This window comes from Pseudomonas sp. ICMP 10191, assembly GCF_001467335.1.
Taxonomy (GTDB): domain Bacteria; phylum Pseudomonadota; class Gammaproteobacteria; order Pseudomonadales; family Pseudomonadaceae; genus Aquipseudomonas; species Aquipseudomonas cerasi.
Genome location: NZ_LKGW01000157.1, coordinates 167,921 through 185,965, shown reverse-complemented (window position 1 = coordinate 185,965; position 18,045 = coordinate 167,921). Strand labels below are relative to the sequence as shown.

Annotated in this window: 16 protein-coding genes and 1 riboswitch; of the genes, 8 read left to right on the top strand and 8 right to left on the bottom strand. The window is 60.9% G+C overall.

Annotated features, from left to right (window positions below):
• Positions 1 to 8 precede the first annotated feature (8 nt).
• Positions 9 to 1,046: an AraC family transcriptional regulator gene (locus tag AO388_RS24025; protein WP_003371972.1), complete on the top strand. Its 1,038-nt coding sequence runs from the start codon at positions 9 to 11 to the stop codon at positions 1,044 to 1,046.
• A gap of 7 nt (positions 1,047 to 1,053) precedes the next feature.
• Here AO388_RS24025 and AO388_RS24020 read toward each other — a convergent pair whose 3' ends face one another.
• From AO388_RS24020 to AO388_RS24010, 3 genes are read right to left on the bottom strand one after another with little or no spacing between them, the layout of a single operon-like run.
• On the bottom strand, positions 1,054 to 1,728 hold the full coding sequence (locus AO388_RS24020; RefSeq protein WP_003435895.1) for a response regulator transcription factor: 675 nt from the start codon (positions 1,726 to 1,728) through the stop codon (positions 1,054 to 1,056).
• A gap of 20 nt (positions 1,729 to 1,748) precedes the next feature.
• Positions 1,749 to 2,651: a phosphatase PAP2 family protein gene (locus tag AO388_RS24015; RefSeq protein WP_044308774.1), complete on the bottom strand. Its 903-nt coding sequence runs from the start codon at positions 2,649 to 2,651 to the stop codon at positions 1,749 to 1,751.
• Positions 2,618 to 3,313 carry a histidine phosphatase family protein gene (locus AO388_RS24010; RefSeq protein WP_003371965.1) on the bottom strand — a complete coding sequence of 232 codons (696 nt, stop codon included), beginning with the start codon at positions 3,311 to 3,313 and terminating at the stop codon, positions 2,618 to 2,620. The genes AO388_RS24015 and AO388_RS24010 overlap by 34 nt, the downstream gene beginning before the upstream one ends.
• A gap of 316 nt (positions 3,314 to 3,629) precedes the next feature.
• Positions 3,630 to 3,828: riboswitch (cobalamin riboswitch) on the top strand.
• Between the two features lie 130 nt (positions 3,829 to 3,958).
• On the opposite strand from AO388_RS24010, the gene AO388_RS24005 reads away from it, so the two are divergent.
• The 4 genes from AO388_RS24005 (at position 3,959) to AO388_RS23990 (ending at position 8,891) form a co-directional block, all read left to right on the top strand.
• Entirely contained in the window at positions 3,959 to 4,972 is a 1,014-nt protein-coding gene (locus AO388_RS24005) for an ABC transporter substrate-binding protein (RefSeq protein WP_003371964.1), read from the top strand.
• Positions 4,969 to 5,991: a FecCD family ABC transporter permease gene (locus tag AO388_RS24000; RefSeq protein WP_032609862.1), complete on the top strand. Its 1,023-nt coding sequence runs from the start codon at positions 4,969 to 4,971 to the stop codon at positions 5,989 to 5,991. Before AO388_RS24005 ends, AO388_RS24000 begins: the two co-directional genes overlap by 4 nt.
• Positions 5,988 to 6,779 (top strand): ABC transporter ATP-binding protein, encoded by a 792-nt coding sequence (locus tag AO388_RS23995; protein WP_058417304.1) that lies wholly within the window; start codon positions 5,988 to 5,990, stop codon positions 6,777 to 6,779. Before AO388_RS24000 ends, AO388_RS23995 begins: the two co-directional genes overlap by 4 nt.
• Before the next feature lie 105 nt (positions 6,780 to 6,884).
• Positions 6,885 to 8,891 (top strand): peptidase U32 family protein, encoded by a 2,007-nt coding sequence (locus AO388_RS23990; RefSeq protein ID WP_058417303.1) that lies wholly within the window; start codon positions 6,885 to 6,887, stop codon positions 8,889 to 8,891.
• 55 nt (positions 8,892 to 8,946) lie between these two features.
• On the opposite strand, the gene AO388_RS23985 is transcribed toward AO388_RS23990, so the two are convergent.
• Entirely contained in the window at positions 8,947 to 9,441 is a 495-nt protein-coding gene (locus AO388_RS23985; RefSeq protein WP_058417302.1) for a GNAT family N-acetyltransferase, read from the bottom strand.
• 737 nt (positions 9,442 to 10,178) lie between these two features.
• Between AO388_RS23985 and nirB the strand changes: the two genes are divergently transcribed.
• A complete protein-coding gene (gene nirB, locus AO388_RS23980) occupies positions 10,179 to 12,740 on the top strand; it encodes a nitrite reductase large subunit NirB (protein ID WP_058417301.1) in 2,562 nt (853 codons plus the stop codon).
• Complete coding sequence (gene nirD, locus AO388_RS23975) at positions 12,740 to 13,126, top strand: nitrite reductase small subunit NirD (RefSeq protein WP_003435908.1); 387 nt, start codon at positions 12,740 to 12,742, stop codon at positions 13,124 to 13,126. Before nirB ends, nirD begins: the two co-directional genes overlap by 1 nt.
• Before the next feature lie 68 nt (positions 13,127 to 13,194).
• Here the strand turns inward: nirD and AO388_RS23970 are convergent, their stop codons facing one another.
• Positions 13,195 to 14,193: an alpha/beta fold hydrolase gene (locus AO388_RS23970; RefSeq protein WP_003435909.1), complete on the bottom strand. Its 999-nt coding sequence runs from the start codon at positions 14,191 to 14,193 to the stop codon at positions 13,195 to 13,197.
• Between the two features lie 216 nt (positions 14,194 to 14,409).
• Here AO388_RS23970 and AO388_RS23965 point away from each other — a divergent pair, with 216 nt between their 5' ends.
• Positions 14,410 to 15,339 carry a LysR family transcriptional regulator gene (locus tag AO388_RS23965; RefSeq protein WP_003371946.1) on the top strand — a complete coding sequence of 310 codons (930 nt, stop codon included), beginning with the start codon at positions 14,410 to 14,412 and terminating at the stop codon, positions 15,337 to 15,339.
• On the opposite strand, the gene pstB is transcribed toward AO388_RS23965, so the two are convergent.
• Genes pstB through pstC form a run of 3 tightly spaced genes read right to left on the bottom strand, consistent with a single transcriptional unit; the run spans position 15,340 to position 17,995 of the window.
• On the bottom strand, positions 15,340 to 16,119 hold the full coding sequence (gene pstB / locus AO388_RS23960) for a phosphate ABC transporter ATP-binding protein PstB (protein ID WP_002553918.1): 780 nt from the start codon (positions 16,117 to 16,119) through the stop codon (positions 15,340 to 15,342).
• Positions 16,119 to 17,003, bottom strand: a complete 885-nt coding sequence (gene pstA / locus AO388_RS23955) for a phosphate ABC transporter permease PstA (RefSeq protein WP_003435912.1) — start codon at positions 17,001 to 17,003, stop codon at positions 16,119 to 16,121. Before pstA ends, pstB begins: the two co-directional genes overlap by 1 nt.
• The gene (pstC, locus tag AO388_RS23950) at positions 17,000 to 17,995 is read right to left on the bottom strand and encodes a phosphate ABC transporter permease subunit PstC (RefSeq protein ID WP_003371940.1); all 996 of its coding nucleotides are present in this window, start codon (positions 17,993 to 17,995) and stop codon (positions 17,000 to 17,002) included. Before pstC ends, pstA begins: the two co-directional genes overlap by 4 nt.
• Between the last annotated feature and the right edge of the window lie 50 nt (positions 17,996 to 18,045).

The window sequence follows — 18,045 nt, the reverse complement described above, 5'->3', positions numbered from 1 at the left end:
CGCCTGCCATGACGCTTAAAAGTGACTGGTATGAAATCGACAGCCGCTTCATCCCCGGCCACTACCAGCCGGCAACGCTGATTGATCTGGCCTTGTCGCGCGGCATTGACAGCCATCGCCTGCTCAAAGGCACCGGGCTGTTTTACGAGGACATCGTTGCGGGCAAGACGCGCCTGAGCCCGCAACAGTTTTTCGTCCTGATCGGTAACGCGCAACGTCAGATGGAAGCCGACGACACCAGCTTCCTGTTCGGCCAGCGGCTGTTTCCCGGCCACTACGGCGCGGCCAGTCACGCGCTGCGTCATGCGCAAAACCTGCATCAGGCGCTGGAGATACTGATCCGCCAACAGGCGCTGCTCAGCCCGCTGCTGATACCGCGTCTGGAGCTGGACGAACAGTTCGCCTATCTCTACTGGCTGGACAGTTGTGGTGCAGGTGAACAGCAACGCTTCCTGCTCGAAGCCGGCATGACCGCACTGGTGGCGATGAGTCAGTCGCTGAGCGGCGAGCGTTTGCCGTGGGAATGCAGTTTCTGTCACGAAGAGCCACGCTACATCGAGCAGTACTGGGTTCATCTGGGCGAAAACACGGCATTTGGCCGCCCGCTGAACATGATGCGCCTGCCCAGGCATTACCTTACCCATGCCTGGCCTGGCGCATCGCCCATTGCCGTGCAGGTCGCGCAGCAGGAAGCCGACGGGCAACTCGCCGCGCTGGGCATGTCGTTCAGCCTGCTGGACCGCTTGCACCAGCACCTGCGTGAACATGTGCGACAGGCCACCAGCCTGGAACAGGTCGCTCACGCTTTCGCCATGAGCCCGGCCACGCTGAAGCGCAAGTTGCACAAGCACGGCACGCACTTTCAGGCGCAGCACGACCTGGCGCGCAAGCACGTCGCGTTGTACCTGTATCAGATCAAGGGGATGAGCAACGAAGCTGTGGCGGACTACCTGAACTTCAACGACCCGGCCAATTTCCGCCGCTCATTCAAACGCTGGACCGGCAGCACACCGACCCTGATCCAGCGCCTATTCAACTTCGAATGAGTCCGCCTCAGCGCTGCGCGCACAGCTTGTAACCCAGGCCATGGGCCGTGTGCAGCAACGGCGTGTCGTGCCCGCCATCCAGTACCCGCCTGAGCACATGGATGTTGCTGCGCAAACTGCTGCTGTTCGGGGCATCACGGCCCCAAAGCGCCTCTTCCAGCTCGGCCCGCTTGACGATATGCGGGCTTTTGCGCATCAGCAGTTCCAATAGCTTCATGTTGGTCGGGTTGAGCTTCAAAGGCACGCCTTTGCGGGTGACCTCCAGGGTGTCGAGATCGAACTGCAGGTCGGCAACCACCATCATCCGGTTGTCCTGGCGCTGCCGTCGGCTAACGATCGCTTCTACCCTGGCGAGCACTTCGGACATTGCAAACGGCTTGGTGATGTAGTCGTCGGCCCCCACCTTGAAACCGGTGAGCCGATCATCCAGTTCATCGCGCGCGCTGAGCATCACAATCGCGACTTCCGACTTCGAATACTGGCGCAGGCTGTGGCAGATCTGGTTGCCGTCGATGCCGGGCAGCATGATGTCGAGAATGATCGCATCGAAGCGTTTCGACGCGGCCAGATGCAGCCCGCTCAGGCCGTCCAGCGCCCCTTCTACCGCATGCCCCCTGAGCTCGAAGAATTCCAGCAGGTTATCGTGGATATCACGATGGTCTTCAATAACCAGAATGTTCATTGCCGCGCCTTGTTGTTGTTCTACCCGGCCGACCGGGAACCTGTCGCCAGTGCGTCTGCAGGTCGAGTGACGAATGCATCAGGTTTGTTGACGGCCAACGCCTGGCGAATCGGCTGTTGCAACCTCGATCGGCCATAGAAGCACAAGGCAACCAGCAACGTGCTCAGCCACACCACAATACCTGCCCAGAAGGTGTGCGACATGAAGTGCCAGCCTTGCAGCACCCGCGTGGTGCCGTAAATCATCCCGAGCAGCAGAATGGTCGCCAGCAGAGTATTCGAATGCCGCCAGCAATAGCGACGAGCCACGAAGTACAGGGCCAGCAGACTGAACGCGCTTGACGCGTGACCGCCCGGCCAGCATCGCCCGGCGCCGGCCTCGTGCAGCAGGTTGAAGTTCCTGAACCACTCGATGTGCGCCTGACTGCCACCGTACAAGGTAGTCTCGACAGGACAGTAAACGCTGGTATGGCTTTTCAGGTAATGGATCATGGCGGTGCTCAGCGCAAAGGCAACGATGACGAAAAAGAAGTCCAGCCGGTGCCTGCGTGCAAAGCGCAGGAAGGTGCCCAACCGAGAGCCCGTCAGCCGCCTCGCGAGGCGCGAATCATCATATTTTTCCAGCAACGGCCAGACAAAGGACAGCATCGCACCAATGATCGCCAGCTCTCCGGTCCAGTTCGGAAGGATCCGCGCCCATCTGTGTGTGATGTTCTCGAACAGATGGCTCTGGCCGATGGGAAACACCCCGGCCGTCGAATCAAAAAACAGGTCACTCAGTTGCCGGTCGATCGTGGTCAAGTCGAAGGTGACGAAGACCAGTAACGCGAAAAACACCGGTACACCCAGGTTGATGCCGTAGAACCGCAGCCTGGCGCTGGAAGATGTCGTCAATTGAATTGCTCGCTGTTGAGGTTTGCCCATTGCCCGGCATTCAGGGAGCCGAGGATTTTCGGCGGATGGCTGCCGTCTATTTGTACGAAAAACGCCTGGGCGTACTCACTGGAGCGCTCGCCGCCAGGTACGCCGACCTTGCGCTCGAACTGATCGATGCAGCCACTGTGGGTCACCAGCACCATGTTCTCGCCGCTGACCTTGTGGGCCTGCACCGCTTTCATGAAGCCGCTGTCACAGTCGTTGATCCAGTCCTGGCCAGCCACCGCGTGCCCGGCCAACAGTTGCGCAGTCTGTTGCGTGCGGGTCTTGGGGCTGGCGATCATGCGCGCGTGGTCCATGCCCATTTTCTGCAACCCGGCGCCCACCGCCAGAGCGGCGTCGCGGCCGTTGGAGGTAATGCCGTCGGCGTCGCTCATGCACGGGTTGCTTGAGCGGTCACAGCGTTCGGCGTGGCGAATCATCACCACCACATTGCCTTGCCGCCAGTGCTCGCGAAGGCCGGAAACGCTCAGGTTGCTGCCGACCCCCAGGTCCACCACATGCACACCCGAGAACGCCGAGTAGAACCATGCACAGATAGCCGTCAGCACGACGGCAACGGACATCGATACGATGTGCCGATGCAATTTGTAGCGCTGACTGATGCCCGAACCGGGAAGTACATTCTTGTTGATTATCGTGTCGGTCAAGGGACCACTCCTGCCATGAACCTATGTGTGGCGTTGACCCAGGGAGTGCCCGAGGTCTGTGCCGCTCCCATGCAGGCAAGATAGGTTCAGCATCGTCCCGATGCGGTGAAGAAGATGTGAAAAACGTGTTGTGGCCCAGCGCCATGTTTTTCACGCGAACGCTCTGGAATGGGCCTTTGCGGTTTTACGGACGTGAACATGAAGATAATTTAAGCGTTTTTCCCGAAAGTTCCGTGCCCATCGGGACGGTTTTGGACTCACAGACCGTGTGCTGCAGCAGCTGTGCGCAAAGGATTAGCCACTAAAACGCTTATCGTTTACCATGCCGCGCGTCGGTTTCCGAGAGGAACTAACAGGGAATTCGCACGCCTTTCTCACCAGGCGAAAAACGAAACTGCCCCCGCAACTGTAGGCACCGAGCCTGCTCCATGACTGCCACTGGATCGTGATCCGGGAAGGCCGGAGCCTGGCGCTGACGTGTCAGTCAGGAGACCTGCCGACCCGCTTCAATCCACTAACCGGCGGGGTGTCCGGGAAGGACATCCGCACGCGTCGGCATTTCCTGTCGTGCCCGGTGATCATCCGGGGATGTGTTTCCTGATGTGCATTGCGCCCTGGCACCTGCTCCAACGGAGACCGCATTTCATGTCGCTGCCCCGCCTCGCCGCACTCGCTGCCAGCCTGACGCTGTCCACCCTGGCCCTCGCCGCCCCCACTCAGTACCCGCTGACCCTTGAAAACTGTGGCGCGACCCTGACCTTCCAGCATGCGCCGACCAAGGCCGTCACCATTGGCCAGGCCGGCACCGAAATGCTTTACGAACTGGGCCTCGGCGACAGACTGGTCGGCACTTCCCTGTGGTTCAACAATGTATTGCCACGCTTCAAGGCGCAGAACGACAAGGTCGAGCGCCTGGCCGACAACGAGCCCAGTTTCGAAGCGGTGATTGGCAAGCGACCGGAACTGGTGGCCGTGCAACTGGAGTGGATGGTCGGCAAACAGGGCGTGGTCGGCACCCGCGAGCAGTTCCATGACCTGAAGATACCCACTTACATCCTGCCGTCCGACTGCGAAGGCAAGGACAATCTGGTCGGTGCCGATGGCACACGCCTGGAGCCGTTCCGCATCGACACCATCTACAAGAGCATCGAGCAACTGGCGCAGATTTTCGATGTGCGGGATCGCGGCGACGCGCTGGTTGCCGACCTCAAGGCCCGCCTGAGCGCAGCGATCGCCAACGTCCGGCAGAACAAGGCCAATGACGTCTCGGCGCTGTTCTGGTTCTCCAGCTCCGACCTCGCCAGCGACCCTTTCGTGGCCGGCCGCAAAGGCATTCCGGACTTCATGCTCAACAGCCTGGGCATGCGCAATATCGTTCAGTCCGACGAGGAATGGCCGACTGTGGGCTGGGAAACCATCGCCAAAGCCAACCCGAGCATTCTGGTCATCGCGCGCATGGATCGCCGCCGCTTCCCGGCTGACGATTACTTGAAAAAAATCGAATTCCTCAAGACCGACCCGGTGACCCGCAACATGGACGCGGTCAAGCATGACCGGATCGTGATCATCGACGCCGAGGGCATGCAGGCGGGCCTGCGTCTGTTTACCGGTTTCGAGGAACTGGCTGACGCCGCCAACCGTTTCAACGCTGCCAAATGAGATTGCCGATAGCGTTGGTTCATGTGCTCTGGGTCTCGGCAGTGCTGGTGCTGGCGATCATGATCGGGGCCGCGATCGGCGAAACCTCGATCAGCCTGAACGTGGTTTTCCAGGTGCTGGCCAACAAACTCTGGGGCGCTGGCTATGTACTCGACCCTATAGACGAAGGCATCGTCTGGAACTACCGGCTGACCCGCGCCATTGTCGCGGCGGCCTGCGGGGCCGGGCTGGCGATCTGTGGTGTGGTGTTGCAATCGTTATTGCGCAACCCGCTGGCAGACCCGTATCTGCTGGGGATTTCCGCAGGGGCTTCGACAGGCGCGGTACTGGTCGCCATTCTGGGCTTTGGTGCAGGTGCGATCTCGATGTCGGCAGGCGCCTTTGTCGGGGCCGTGGCGGCGTTTTCGCTGGTCGCCCTGCTGGCGCATTCCTCACGCGGCACGACGGCAGCCGGGCAGATCATTCTGGCCGGGATCGCCGGGTCGCAACTGTTCAATGCCCTGACCTCGTTTCTGATCACCAAATCGGCAAGCTCCGAGCAGGCACGCGGCATCATGTTCTGGCTGCTGGGTAACCTCAGCGGCGTGCGCTGGCACTCGGTCTGGCTGGCTGTGCCGACGGTGCTGGCAGGCCTGCTGGTGTGCCTCTGGCACCGGCGAGCGCTGGACGCGTTCACCTTCGGCAGCGACTCGGCGGCATCGCTGGGGATCGCGGTACGGCGCGTGCAGATCATCCTGATCGCCAGCGCTGCGCTGGTCACCGCGGTGATGGTCTCGATTGTCGGCTCCATCGGCTTCGTCGGGCTGGTGATCCCGCACGCGGTGCGGATGCTGGTCGGTGTCCGGCACGCCCGGCTGGTGCCGTTGAGCGCCTTGAGCGGCGCACTGTTTCTGATCGCTGCCGATATCCTTTCGCGCACACTGATCAAGGGGCAGGCGCTGCCGATCGGGGTGATTACCGCACTGATCGGCGCACCGGTCTTCGCTTTGATTCTTATCCGGGGCAACAGCACGCGATGAATGCCTTACCTCATCCGCTCAGTGCACCGGTACTCGGTTGTTCCGGTCTGGGTTATTCGGTACGTGGCGCAGCGCTGCTGCGCGATGTCGACCTGAGCATTGCCGCAGGTGAAACCCTGGCCGTGGTCGGTCCCAACGGCTCGGGCAAATCCACCCTGCTCAAGCTACTGGCCGGTATTCAGAAGCCGGTCAGCGGCTCGGTCAGCCTGGGCGGGCAAGCACTTGAGTCATTGAGCCGCAGGGACGTGGCGCGCCTGCTGGCGGTGGTCGAGCAGCAGGCTGAAACCAGCGACGCCGTGACCGTGCTGGATGCCGTCGAACTGGGCCGCACGCCCTGGCTGTCGGCACTCGAGCCGTGGAGCGCCGAGGACGATGCAATCGTTCGCCAGGCGCTGCAGGATGTGGACATGCTGCACCTGAAAAAACGCGCCTGGCACACCTTGTCCGGTGGCGAGCGGCAACGTGTTCACATCGCCAGGGCGCTGGCGCAACGTCCGCAGATCCTTCTGCTGGACGAACCGACCAATCATCTGGACATCCAGCATCAACTGACCATCCTCGGCCTGGTCAGGGCCTTGCCGGTGACCACCGTGATTGCCCTGCACGATCTGAATCAGGCGCTGGACTGCGACCGTGTGGCGGTCATGGAAAAGGGTCGGCTGGTCGCGCTGGGTGCGCCGCTCGAGGTACTGACTCCGGAACGCTTGCTGAGCACCTTCGGCGTGGTGGCGCACTGGCTGACCGACCCCAGTGACGGGGCGAAGATTCTGCGCCTGCGCTCGCGCTGAACCACGCCGATGGTCAGTCCGGCACCTGCTGCCATCTGCAACAGGTGCACCGCGCGGTCTGTGGCACTACAATGCGCGCTTTGCCCGCAGCCGGATCCCGTTGCCATGTCGTTACCCAAGCACCACCTGGAATTGCTCAGCCCTGCACGGGATGTGACCATCGCCCGTGAAGCCATCCTGCATGGTGCCGATGCGGTGTATATCGGCGGGCCGAGCTTTGGTGCGCGGCACAATGCCTGTAACGAGGTCAGCGACATTGCCGAGCTGGTCAAATTCGCGCACCGCTACCACGCGCGGATCTTTACCACCATCAACACCATCCTCCATGACGACGAGCTGGAGCCCGCGCGCAAGCTGATTCACCAGCTCTACGACGCCGGCGTGGATGCGTTGATCGTGCAGGACCTCGGGGTGATGGAGATGGACATTCCGCCCATCGAGCTGCACGCCAGCACGCAAACCGATATTCGCACCCTGAGCCGGGCGAAGTTTCTCGATCAGGCCGGTTTCTCGCAGCTGGTGCTGGCCCGGGAACTGAATCTGCAGGAAATCCGCGCAATCGCCGATGAAACCGATGCGGCCATCGAATTCTTCATCCACGGCGCCCTGTGCGTGGCGTTCTCCGGGCAGTGCAATATTTCCCACGCGCAAAACGGCCGCAGCGCCAACCGTGGCGACTGCTCGCAGGCCTGCCGCCTGCCGTACACCCTCAAGGATGATCAGGGTCGCGTTGTGGCCTTCGAAAAGCATCTGTTGTCGATGAAAGACAACAATCAGAGCGCCAACCTGCGTGCTTTGGTGGACGCCGGCGTGCGCTCGTTCAAGATCGAAGGGCGCTACAAGGATGCGGGCTACGTGAAAAACATCACGGCCTATTATCGCCAGCGTCTGGACGAGATTCTCGAAGACCGCACGGACCTCGCACCCGCTTCCAGCGGCCGTACCGCGCACTTTTTCGTGCCGGACCCGGAAAAGACCTTTCATCGCGGCAGCACCGATTATTTCGTCAGCGACCGCAAGATCGACATCGGCGCGTTCGACACGCCGACCTTCACCGGTCTGGCGGTGGGCACCGTTGAAAAGCTCGGCAAGCGCGACCTGATCGCCGTGACCCACGAGCCGCTGTCCAACGGCGACGGCCTCAATGTGCAGATCAAGCGTGAAGTGGTGGGCTTCCGTGCCAACATCGCCGAGCTCAAGGGCGAGTTCGAAGAGGACGGCCAGAAGCGCTGGCGCTATCGCGTAGAGCCCAACGAGATGCCCGCAGCGCTGTCGCGCGTACGCCCCAATCATCCGCTGAACCGCAACCTGGACCACAACTGGCAACAGGCGCTGCTCAAGACCTCGGCCGAACGTCGTATCGGCGTTCAGTGGCAGGTCACGCTGCGCGAAGAACACTTGAGCCTGGAAGCCACCAGCGAAGAAGGCGTGAGCGTCACGGTCGGTCTCGATGGACCGTTTGGCGCGGCCAACAAGCCCGAACAGGCGCTGGATCAGTTGCGTGACCTGCTCACTCAACTGGGCACCACGATCTATCATGCCCAGGACGTCAGGCTTGACGCGCCACAGGCGTTCTTCGTACCCAACTCGCAGCTCAAGACCCTGCGCCGCGACGCCATCGAGGCACTGACCGAAGCGCGAATCAAGGCTCATCCGCGCGGTGGCCGCAAGGCGGAGACGACCCCGCCACCGGTGTACCCGGAGTCGCATCTGTCTTTTCTGGCCAACGTCTACAACCAGAAGGCTCGCGACTTCTATCATCGCCACGGCGTACAGCTGATCGACGCGGCCTACGAGGCCCACGAAGAGACCGGCGAAGTGCCCGTGATGATCACCAAGCATTGCCTGCGCTTCTCGTTCAACCTGTGCCCGAAACAGGCCAAAGGTGTGACGGGCGTGCGCACCAAGGTCGCGCCGATGCAACTGGTGCACGGTGATGAAGTGCTGACCCTCAAGTTCGATTGCAAGCCTTGCGAAATGCACGTGATCGGCAAGATGAAAGGTCACATTCTCGACTTGCCGCTCCCCGGCAGCGCGGCGGCCAAATCGGTGGTCGGCCATATCACACCGGAAGACCTGCTCAAGACTGCGCGTCAGCGTTCTCCGCACTGATCGATGCAAGGGGTTGGCGCCCTGCCAGCCCCTTTCGTCTTCTGACAAAGCCCTCTTAAAGAACGCGCTCCATATGGGTCGTGTTCCACACCGGATCGCTCTCTACATCGGTCAAGGCAAAGCCCTGTTTCTCCCAGAAACGGATCGCGCCGGGCAGAAACGGATGGGTATGCAGGTACAAAACCTCTATGCCACCTGCCTCGGCATGGGCCCAGAGCGCCTGACATAAACGGCTGGCCAGCCCGTCGCCGCGAAACTCCGGCGCGACGAACAGGCGCACGATCTCAACGGTTCTGCGCCCGCGATAATCGAGCTGCGGGAAACGATGATCAAACGGCAGGTAGCCCACAGCCGCGATGATCTGCCCTTCACTGCGGGCGATCAGAAACTTGCCGTCCTCCCCGGCCAGATACACCTGCTCGAAACCGGCCAGATCGGGCGGAACGGTGACAGTGTCGAGCAAGGGAAAGATTCCGGCACGCGCACGCATGACGAAATCGACGGTGTGCGGGATCTCGGAGGGGTGTACCTCAGTAATAGTGATGTTCATGAGCACGGACTTATTGGGGGAATTGCAGGGAGATACAAATGTTACGCCAGACTTGGGCTTTTGAACGCACTGCTTAACTATAGAACAAGCGGTGCGGCGCAGAATTGTGACGCAGAGCGTCACGACAGGCATTCCCACGCGGAGCGCTCCGCGTTGTACGCAAGTCCGCTTTTGATTCTGGCCGAAGGCCGTGGGAGCGAACTTGTTCGCGAAAGGGCCGGTACAGTCTGAGGAAATGCGTCGTCTTACCCACCGTCTTCGCGAACAATGAGGATCGCCGCGGTCGCTCCTGCGCCCTGCGGGCAGAATCAATGACAGACCGCAGGCACGCCGTTATCGTACCCACGCTCCGCGTACGGCGCACAGCTTTACAGCGCAAACCCTTCGATGCGCACCAATGCAATGCAGGAAAAATCATGCGCCGGACGCCGTCGTAAACACTGCGCAGCCTTGCGTGCATTGCCAGTTCGGGCTTGGAGCGCTGCCGACGCAAGCTGGCACAACCTCTGCATAATCCTCAACAACCCCACCATGAATGTGGTCGGGCCGCCCCGGTTGATCGACGTGGATCGCCAGTCTCGCAGAGACCAGAGGGCTACTCGGGTGCTTCCGGCAACGTGGCTCGATGGCACCCCCGAATACCCAATAAGACAACAGGCAAAGGCGCCTGGAACCGAACGGTTCCGGGCGCTTTTTTTTGCTTTGAAAAACCTGATTGGCCTCGGCCGGGACTCGCTATGAACACCACAGTCTTCCCCCTCAACGATGTAAAAACCCTGATCGTCGTCGGTAATGGCATGGTCGGGCATCATTGCGTCGAGCAGTTGATCGCAGGCGGCGCACTCGAACGCTATCGCATCCACGTCTTTGGCGAGGAAACACAGCGCGCCTATGACCGCGTGCACCTGTCCGAATACTTCACAGGCCGCGACGCCGAATCGCTGGCCATGAGCGAGATGTCTGTCTACGAACAACCCGGCCTGACGTTGCACCTCGGCGTACCGGTGCTGGAAATCGATCGTGATCGTCACGAAATCATCACCGCCGAAGGCTGCTTCGGTTACGACAAACTGATCCTGGCCACGGGCTCCTACCCGTTCGTACCGCCTATCGAAGGCGCGCGGGGCAATTCCCGGCTGGTCTATCGCACACTCGAGGATCTGGACAGCATTCGCTATGCCGCGTCGAAGGCCCGCCGAGGCGTAGTGGTCGGCGGCGGTCTGCTCGGACTCGAAGCGGCCAATGCGCTTAAATCCCTGGGGCTGGAAGCCCATGTCGTCGAGTTCGCGCCGCGTCTCATGCCGGTGCAACTGGACGACCTCGGTGGCGCTGCATTGAAGGCGCGTATCGAAGCGCTGGGCGTCGGCGTGCATTTGTCCCGCGCCACGCAGTCGATCAGCGACGGCAAGCAGTATCGCTATCGGATGAACTTCGCCAACGACGAGTTTCTCGAGACCGACCTGATCGTGTTCTCCGCAGGTATTCGTCCGCAAGACGCCCTGGCCCGTCAGTGTGAGCTGGCGCTCGGCCCACGCGGTGGCATCGCAATCGACGAGCACTGCCGCACCAGCGACGCTGATATCTATGCCATCGGCGAATGCGCAGCCTGGAACGGCAGCGTGTTCGGCCTGGTCGCGCCCGGCTATCAAATGGCCCGCGGCGTGGCAGCACAGTTGTGCGAACAGGATACCGACGCGTTCTTCGGCGCCGACATGTCCACCAAGCTCAAGTTGCTGGGTGTGGATGTCGGCTCCATCGGTGATGCGCATGGTGCGCTGGCCGGGGCCGTCAGTTATCGCTTCATTGATGAAGCCACCGCCAGCTACCGTCGCCTGGTGGTGTCGGCCGATGGCAAGCAGGTACTCGGCGCTGTGCTGGTCGGCGATAACAGCTATTACGACACGCTGCTGCAGTATGCGCAGAACGGCATCCCGCTGCCCGCCGATCCATCGAGCCTGATTCTGCCGCGTGGTGAAGGCGCGCCGACGCTGGGCGCCGATGCCCTGCCCGCCACAGCGACCATCTGCTCCTGCCATAACGTCAGCAAAGGCGCCGTGTGCTCGGCCATCGACAATGGGTGCACCGATCTGACCGCAATCAAGTCCTGCACCAAGGCCGCCACCGGCTGCGGCGGTTGCACCGCACTGCTCAAACAGGTTTTCGAGCATGAACTGTTGGCTCGCGGCGTGGCGGTCGATAAAAGCCTGTGTGAACACTTCGCTCATACCCGCCAAGAGTTGTACTCGATGGTCCGCGTCGAAGGCATCGAAACCTTTGACGAGCTGCTGACTCGCCATGGCAAAGGCGCGCATGGCTGCGACATCTGCAAGCCCGCAGTCGGCTCGATCCTGGCGTCGTGCTGGAACCGCCCCATCACCGAGCCTTCGCTGGTGCCTCTGCAGGACACCAACGATACGTTCATGGCCAACATGCAGAAAAACGGCACCTACTCGGTGGTGCCACGTATTCCGGGTGGCGAGATTACCCCTGACGGCCTGATAGCGATTGGCGCGGTGGCGAAAAAATACGACTTGTACACCAAGATCACCGGCGGCCAGCGCATCGACCTGTTCGGCGCGCAACTGCACGAGTTGCCGGATATCTGGAGCGAGCTGATCGAGGCAGGCTTCGAGACCGGCCATGCCTACGGCAAGTCGACCCGTACGGTTAAATCCTGCGTCGGCAGCACCTGGTGCCGCTACGGCGTGCAGGACAGTGTCGCCATGGCGCTGCGCATCGAGGACCGTTACAAGGGCCTGCGCTCGCCGCACAAACTCAAGTTTGCGGTATCCGGCTGCACCCGCGAATGCGCCGAAGCGCAGAGCAAGGACGTCGGCGTGATTGCCACCGAAAACGGCTGGAACCTTTACCTGTGCGGCAACGGCGGCATGCGTCCGCGTCACGCCGAGCTGTTCGCCACCGATCTGGATGATGAAACCCTGATTCGTTACATCGACCGTTTCCTGATGCTCTACATCCGCACTGCCGACAAGCTGCAGCGTACCTCGGTCTGGCGTGAATCGCTGGAAGGCGGCCTCGACTATCTCAAGGCGGTCATCATCGACGACAGCCTGGGCCTGGCCGCAGAGCTGGAGTCGCAGATGCAACTGGTGGTCGACCGCTACGAATGCGAATGGGCCAACGCCCTCAAGGACCCGGAAAAGCTCAAGCGCTTCCGCACCTTCGTCAACGACGGGCGTGCTGACCCCGACGTGCAGTTCGTCAAGGAACGCGCCCAGCGCCGGCCGGCAAAACCCGAAGAGCTGGCCCTTATCCCGTTGTTCAAGGAGGTGGTGTGATGAACGCGTCTCAGACAATAATCGCCGGCAACAATGCGCCCGCGGCAGCGCAGTTACACTGGCAGCCCCTGTGCGGACGCGCGGATCTGGTTGCCAATTCAGGCGTCGTGGCGTGGCTGGACGGCGCGCAGGTCGCGCTGTTCTACCTGCCCGAAACCGCACAGGGCGAGCAGCTCTTTGCCATCGACAACCGCGATCCCAAATCCGGGGCCAACGTGATCGGGCGTGGTCTGATCGGGCAGATCGCGGGCGAGCTGGTCATCGCCTCGCCGCTGTACAAGCAGCACTTTCGCCTGCACGACGGCAGTTGCATCGAATACCCGGAACAGCGGCTGGACGTCTGGCCGGTGAGGCTCAAGGGTGATCTGGTAGAAATTGCCGTTTAATCTGCAGTGCCGGTCGCAGGCAACCTGGTGGCTGTCGGACCAGGTTGCTGCATGGCATGACGTGCAGCTTATTGAAGCTCGGAGACCAGTGCCTTGTTGAAACCCTGCGGATCCTCCATCTGCGGGGCATGGCCCTTGCCCTTGAACTCCACCAGCCTGGCGCCTGGAATCATCTGCGTCACCTGCTTGCCCAGTACCTTGTAATTGCCGATCTTTGCCTTGACCTCAGGCGGCGCGATGTCGCTGCCGATGGCAGTGGTATCGGCATCGCCAATCATCAGCACCGTCGGCACCTGCAACCTGGGAAACTCGTAGAACACCGGCTGGGTGAAAATCATGTCGTAGATCAACGCCGAGTTCCAGGCCACGATCTTGTGCCCCGGCCCTTTGTTCAGACCGGCCAGCATGTCAACCCACTTGTCATATTCCGGCTTCCAGCGGCCATCGTAGTAGGTCTTCTGCTCGTAAGCGCGAATACCTTCGGCGGTGGTCTTCAGCTCTCGTTCATACCATTGATCGACGCTGCGGTACGGCACGCCGAGTGCTTTCCAGTCTTCCAGACCGATAGGGTTGACCATCACCAGCTTCTCGGTCTGCTTCGGGTACATCAACGCATAACGCGTGGCCAGCATGCCGCCCGTGGAGTGACCGACTACCGACGCCTTGTCGATACCCAGTTTTTCCAGCAACGCATGGGTATTCATCGACAACTGCTGGAAGCTGTACTGGTAGTGCTCCGGCTTGGTCGAGGTGCAGAAACCGATCTGATCCGGTGCGACAACGCGATAGCCCGCAGCGCTCAGCCCCTTGATGGTGTCTTCCCAGGTCGCAGCGCAAAAATTCTTGCCATGCAGCAGCACCGCTGTGCGGCCATTGGCCTTGCCGCTCGGCGCGACGTCCATGTAACCCATTTCCAGCGTCTGGCCCTGGGACTGGAAACTGAATTTATGCAGCGCGTGAGGGTAAGTAAAACCCTCCAGTTGCTGGCCATAACCGGGCGTCTCAGCCAGTGCTGCGCCTGACAGCGTCAGCGACATCAACATACCGGCAATCTTTGCAGCCCGCATAAGGGGCACCTCCTGTAGCTAGGGATCGGGAATCCAAGGCGGTTTTTACGTTAAACCGCAGGCCTGCCAGTAGACCCTGTTTCCCCTTACAGATTCGCCCTTTTCCTGCCCGAAGAACCGTAAGCAGACGTTTCATCATGCAGAGGCAAAATGCTGGACGCCTTCTGCGTGGACTGCCTAGACTTGGCCGTCCAGGTCTGATGCCAAGGAACAGCAATGAATCGAAATGAACTGCGCAAGGCCGACATCAACCTGATGGTGGTATTCGAAACATTGATGCAGGAGCGTAACGTCACCCGCGCAGCCGAAAAACTGTTTCTCGGCCAACCTACGATAAGCGCTGCCTTGAATCGCCTGCGCAGTCTGCTCAATGATCCACTGTTCATCCGCGTCGGCCATCGCATGGAACCCACCGCGCGCGCTCACGAGATTCTCAAGCACCTGACGCCTGCGCTGGACGCCATGTCCACAGCGCTCAGCCTGACCACCGACTTCGACCCGTCGGTCAGCAAGATGACCTTTCGCATCGGCCTGACCGATGACGTCGAATTCGGCCTGCTGCCGGCGATGCTCAAGGCCATCCGCCAGGAAGCGCCCGGCGTGGTGATCGTGGTCAAGCACGTCGACTACCTGAATATTTCCGAGGTGCTGATGTCCGGCGATATCACCGTTGGCGTCTGCCTGACCCGTGAACTGCCCGCCAATGCCAAGCGCAAGACGCTGCGTAACGTGCAGCCGAGGCTGGTGCGCGCCGACAAGCCTGCCAGCCCCATGAGCCTGGACGAATACTGCTCGCGCCCACATGTTGTGGTGTCGCACGTCGCGAGTGTCAGCAGTTTCGCCGATGAGTGGCTGACCGCGCTGGGGCGCAAGCGTCAGGTGGTGTTGTCGGTGCCGCAGTTCGCCACCCTGCCCGCATTGATGGCCGGCACCGACATGATTTCGGGGCTGTCCGACTATGCGGCAAAGGCCATGAGCGCATTGGGCTTGCTGTATGACGAGCCACTGCCCTTCCCCACACCGGGGCTGGACCTGTCGATGACGTGGCTGAGTGTGATGGACAGCGACCCTGCCGAGCGTTGGCTACGCAGCAGGATCGAGGAGTTCATGGGCGAGCGCCAGGAAGCGCCCGCCCTGGCCGGATGATCAGCCGAAACGACCAGTGATGTAATCTTCGGTCTGGGTCTTGGAGGGCTTGGTGAAGATGGTATCGGTGTCGCCGTGCTCGATCAGTTCACCCATGAACATGAAGGCGGTGTAGTCGGAGCAACGCGCCGCCTGCTGCATGTTGTGAGTCACGATGATCACGGTGAACTGCTCTTTAAGCTCGGTGATCAGCTGTTCGATACGACCAGTCGAGATCGGATCGAGCGCGGAGGTCGGCTCGTCAAGCAGCAATACCTGAGGACGCAGCGCGATGGTACGGGCGATGCACAGACGCTGCTGCTGACCGCCGGACAGACCGGTCGCGCTCTGCTTGAGCTTGTCCTTGACCTCGTCCCACAAGGCCGCGCCACGCAGGGCCTGCTCGACGCGATCTTCCATTTCCCGACGCGATAGTTTTTCGTGATGTTTGATGGCGTAGGAAATGTTGTCGTAGATCGACATCGGGAACGGCACCGGCTTCTGGAACACCATGCCCACATGACTGCGCAGGCGGTTCATCGAATAACCTGGGGCCAGGATGTTTTCGCCATTGAGCAGCACTTCACCACGCGCTTCCTGCTTCGGGTACATCGCGTAGATGCGGTTGAAGACGCGCAGCAGGGTCGATTTACCGCAACCCGACGGGCCGATGATCGCCGTGATGCGCTTCTCGGGGATGGTCATGTCGATGGACTTCAACGACTTCTGGTTGTTGTAGAAAAACTCCAGACCGCGCACTTGGATCTTGGTTTTTTCGTTGGCCAGGGAAAGGTTGTTCATCAGGACGCCCTATTGCGCAGAAGAATTAAGCGAGACAGCAGACTCAGTATCAGTACGAACAACGTCATGACCAGCGCACCGGCCCATGCCAGGGAGTGCCAGTCATCGAACGGGCTCATGGCGTACTGGAAAACCACCACCGGAACACTGGCGATGGGTTTGAGCAGATCGCTGCTCCAGAACTGGTTGCCGAAAGCGGTGAACAGCAGCGGCGCGGTTTCGCCGGTGATGCGTGCCAATGCGAGCAATACGCCGGTTACCACACCAGCCTTGGCCGCGCGAAGGACGATTTGCAGGGTCAGCTTCCATTGCGGCACACCCAGCGCCAGCGCAGCTTCACGCATGGTCGAGGGTTGCAGTTGCATCATCTCGTCAGTGGTACGCACCACCACAGGGATCACCAGCAATGCCAGCGCCAGCGCACCGGCAATCGCTGAAAAGCCCACCTGATGGCCTGTCACCGCGTTGAGTGGCAGTACCACGACGGTGTAGACGAACAGACCGAGCACAATCGAAGGTGCCGACAGCAGGATGTCGTTGATGAAGCGCACGGCGTTGCCCAGTTTGGTGTAGCGGGCAAACTCGGCCAGCCAGATGCCGGCCATCAGGCCGATCGGCGTACCGATCAGCAGGCCGATGCCGGACATCAGCACGCTGCCGTAGAACGCGTTGGCCAGTCCACCCTCGGTACCAGGCGGCGGAGTCATGCCGGTGAACAGTTGCAGGTTGAGCGCGTCGATGCCCTTGATGATAGTGGTCAGCAGAATCCACACCAGCCACAGCAGGCCGAAGGCAGTGGCACCACAGCTGAGCACCATCGCAATCTTGTTCTTGATGCTGCGAACCCGATACAGGTGCTCGCTGCCGGTCACATCCTTACTCATAACCCCTCCTTACGCGAAAGGCGCGACAGCATCAGGCGTGCAAGGGCCAGCACGATGAAGGTGACGACGAACAACAGGAAGCCAAGGGCGATCAGTGCCGAACGGTGCAAGTCGGTGTAGGCCTCGTTGAACTCGTTGGCGATCACCGAAGCGATCGAACTGCTCGGCATCATCAGCGAAGCCGAGAACTGATGCGCGTTGCCCAGTACGAAGGTTACCGCCATGGTTTCGCCGAGCGCGCGCCCCAGCCCCAGAAACACACCGCCGACCACGGCCGATCGGGTGTACGGCAGCACGATATCCCAGACCACTTCCCAGGTTGTACCGCCCAGTGCATAGGCCGACTCTTTGAGGGCCACGGGCACGGTGCGGAAGACTTCCTGCATCACCGAGGTAATGAACGGCGTGATCATGATCGCCAGTACGATACCGGCTGTCAGCATGCCGATACCCAACGGCGGCCCTTGGAACATCGGACCGATCAGCGGCAGTGCGCCAAGGTTTTCGGTGATCCACGGCGACAGGTGTTCAGCCATGAACGGGCCGAAGACGAACAGCCCCCACATGCCGTAGATGATCGAAGGGATACCGGCCAGCAGCTCGATGGCCGAGGCGATCGGCATGCGCAACCAGGGCGGCGCCACTTCGGTAAGAAAGATTGCAATGCCGAAACTCACCGGTACGGCGATCAGCAAAGCCAGAAAAGAGGTCACCAGGGTGCCGTAGATCGGAACCAGAGCGCCAAACTTGCCGGCGTTCACGTCCCACTCGGTACTGGTCAGAAAGCCAAACCCGAAAGTCTGGAATGCCAGACTGCCGCCCCACAGGGTCGACAAGGCAATACAACCCAGCAAAGCAAGCACCAGCATCGCTGCAGCCTGCAATGAACGCTTGAACCACAGGTCATGACGATGATCCCGTTTGGCGCGCTTCTCGCCCTCGGACTCACCAGCGGAGACGTTAGCGGACAGGTATTGGGTGTTTTCAGTCATGTTGAGGCCACTCGCAAGGAAAAGCCCCTGTCACCGAGCCGATATCGCGG

Bases quoted from the DNA above. Each gene is read 5' to 3' on its own strand.
- AO388_RS24000 (WP_032609862.1), top strand. From the start codon at position 4,969: ATGAGATTGCCGATAGCGTTGGTTCATGTGCTCTGGGTCTCGGCAGTG.
- pstB (WP_002553918.1), bottom strand. From the start codon at position 16,119: ATGAACAACCTTTCCCTGGCCAACGAAAAAACCAAGATCCAAGTGCGC.
- AO388_RS23965 (WP_003371946.1), top strand. From the start codon at position 14,410: ATGAATCGAAATGAACTGCGCAAGGCCGACATCAACCTGATGGTGGTA.
- AO388_RS24020 (WP_003435895.1), bottom strand. From the start codon at position 1,728: ATGAACATTCTGGTTATTGAAGACCATCGTGATATCCACGATAACCTG.
- AO388_RS23995 (WP_058417304.1), top strand. From the start codon at position 5,988: ATGAATGCCTTACCTCATCCGCTCAGTGCACCGGTACTCGGTTGTTCC.
- AO388_RS24025 (WP_003371972.1), top strand. From the start codon at position 9: ATGACGCTTAAAAGTGACTGGTATGAAATCGACAGCCGCTTCATCCCC.
- nirB (WP_058417301.1), top strand. From the start codon at position 10,179: ATGAACACCACAGTCTTCCCCCTCAACGATGTAAAAACCCTGATCGTC.
- AO388_RS23990 (WP_058417303.1), top strand. From the start codon at position 6,885: ATGTCGTTACCCAAGCACCACCTGGAATTGCTCAGCCCTGCACGGGAT.
- nirD (WP_003435908.1), top strand. From the start codon at position 12,740: ATGAACGCGTCTCAGACAATAATCGCCGGCAACAATGCGCCCGCGGCA.
- pstA (WP_003435912.1), bottom strand. From the start codon at position 17,003: ATGAGTAAGGATGTGACCGGCAGCGAGCACCTGTATCGGGTTCGCAGC.
- AO388_RS24015 (WP_044308774.1), bottom strand. From the start codon at position 2,651: ATGGGCAAACCTCAACAGCGAGCAATTCAATTGACGACATCTTCCAGC.
- AO388_RS24005 (WP_003371964.1), top strand. From the start codon at position 3,959: ATGTCGCTGCCCCGCCTCGCCGCACTCGCTGCCAGCCTGACGCTGTCC.
- AO388_RS23985 (WP_058417302.1), bottom strand. From the start codon at position 9,441: ATGAACATCACTATTACTGAGGTACACCCCTCCGAGATCCCGCACACC.
- pstC (WP_003371940.1), bottom strand. From the start codon at position 17,995: ATGACTGAAAACACCCAATACCTGTCCGCTAACGTCTCCGCTGGTGAG.
- AO388_RS23970 (WP_003435909.1), bottom strand. From the start codon at position 14,193: ATGCGGGCTGCAAAGATTGCCGGTATGTTGATGTCGCTGACGCTGTCA.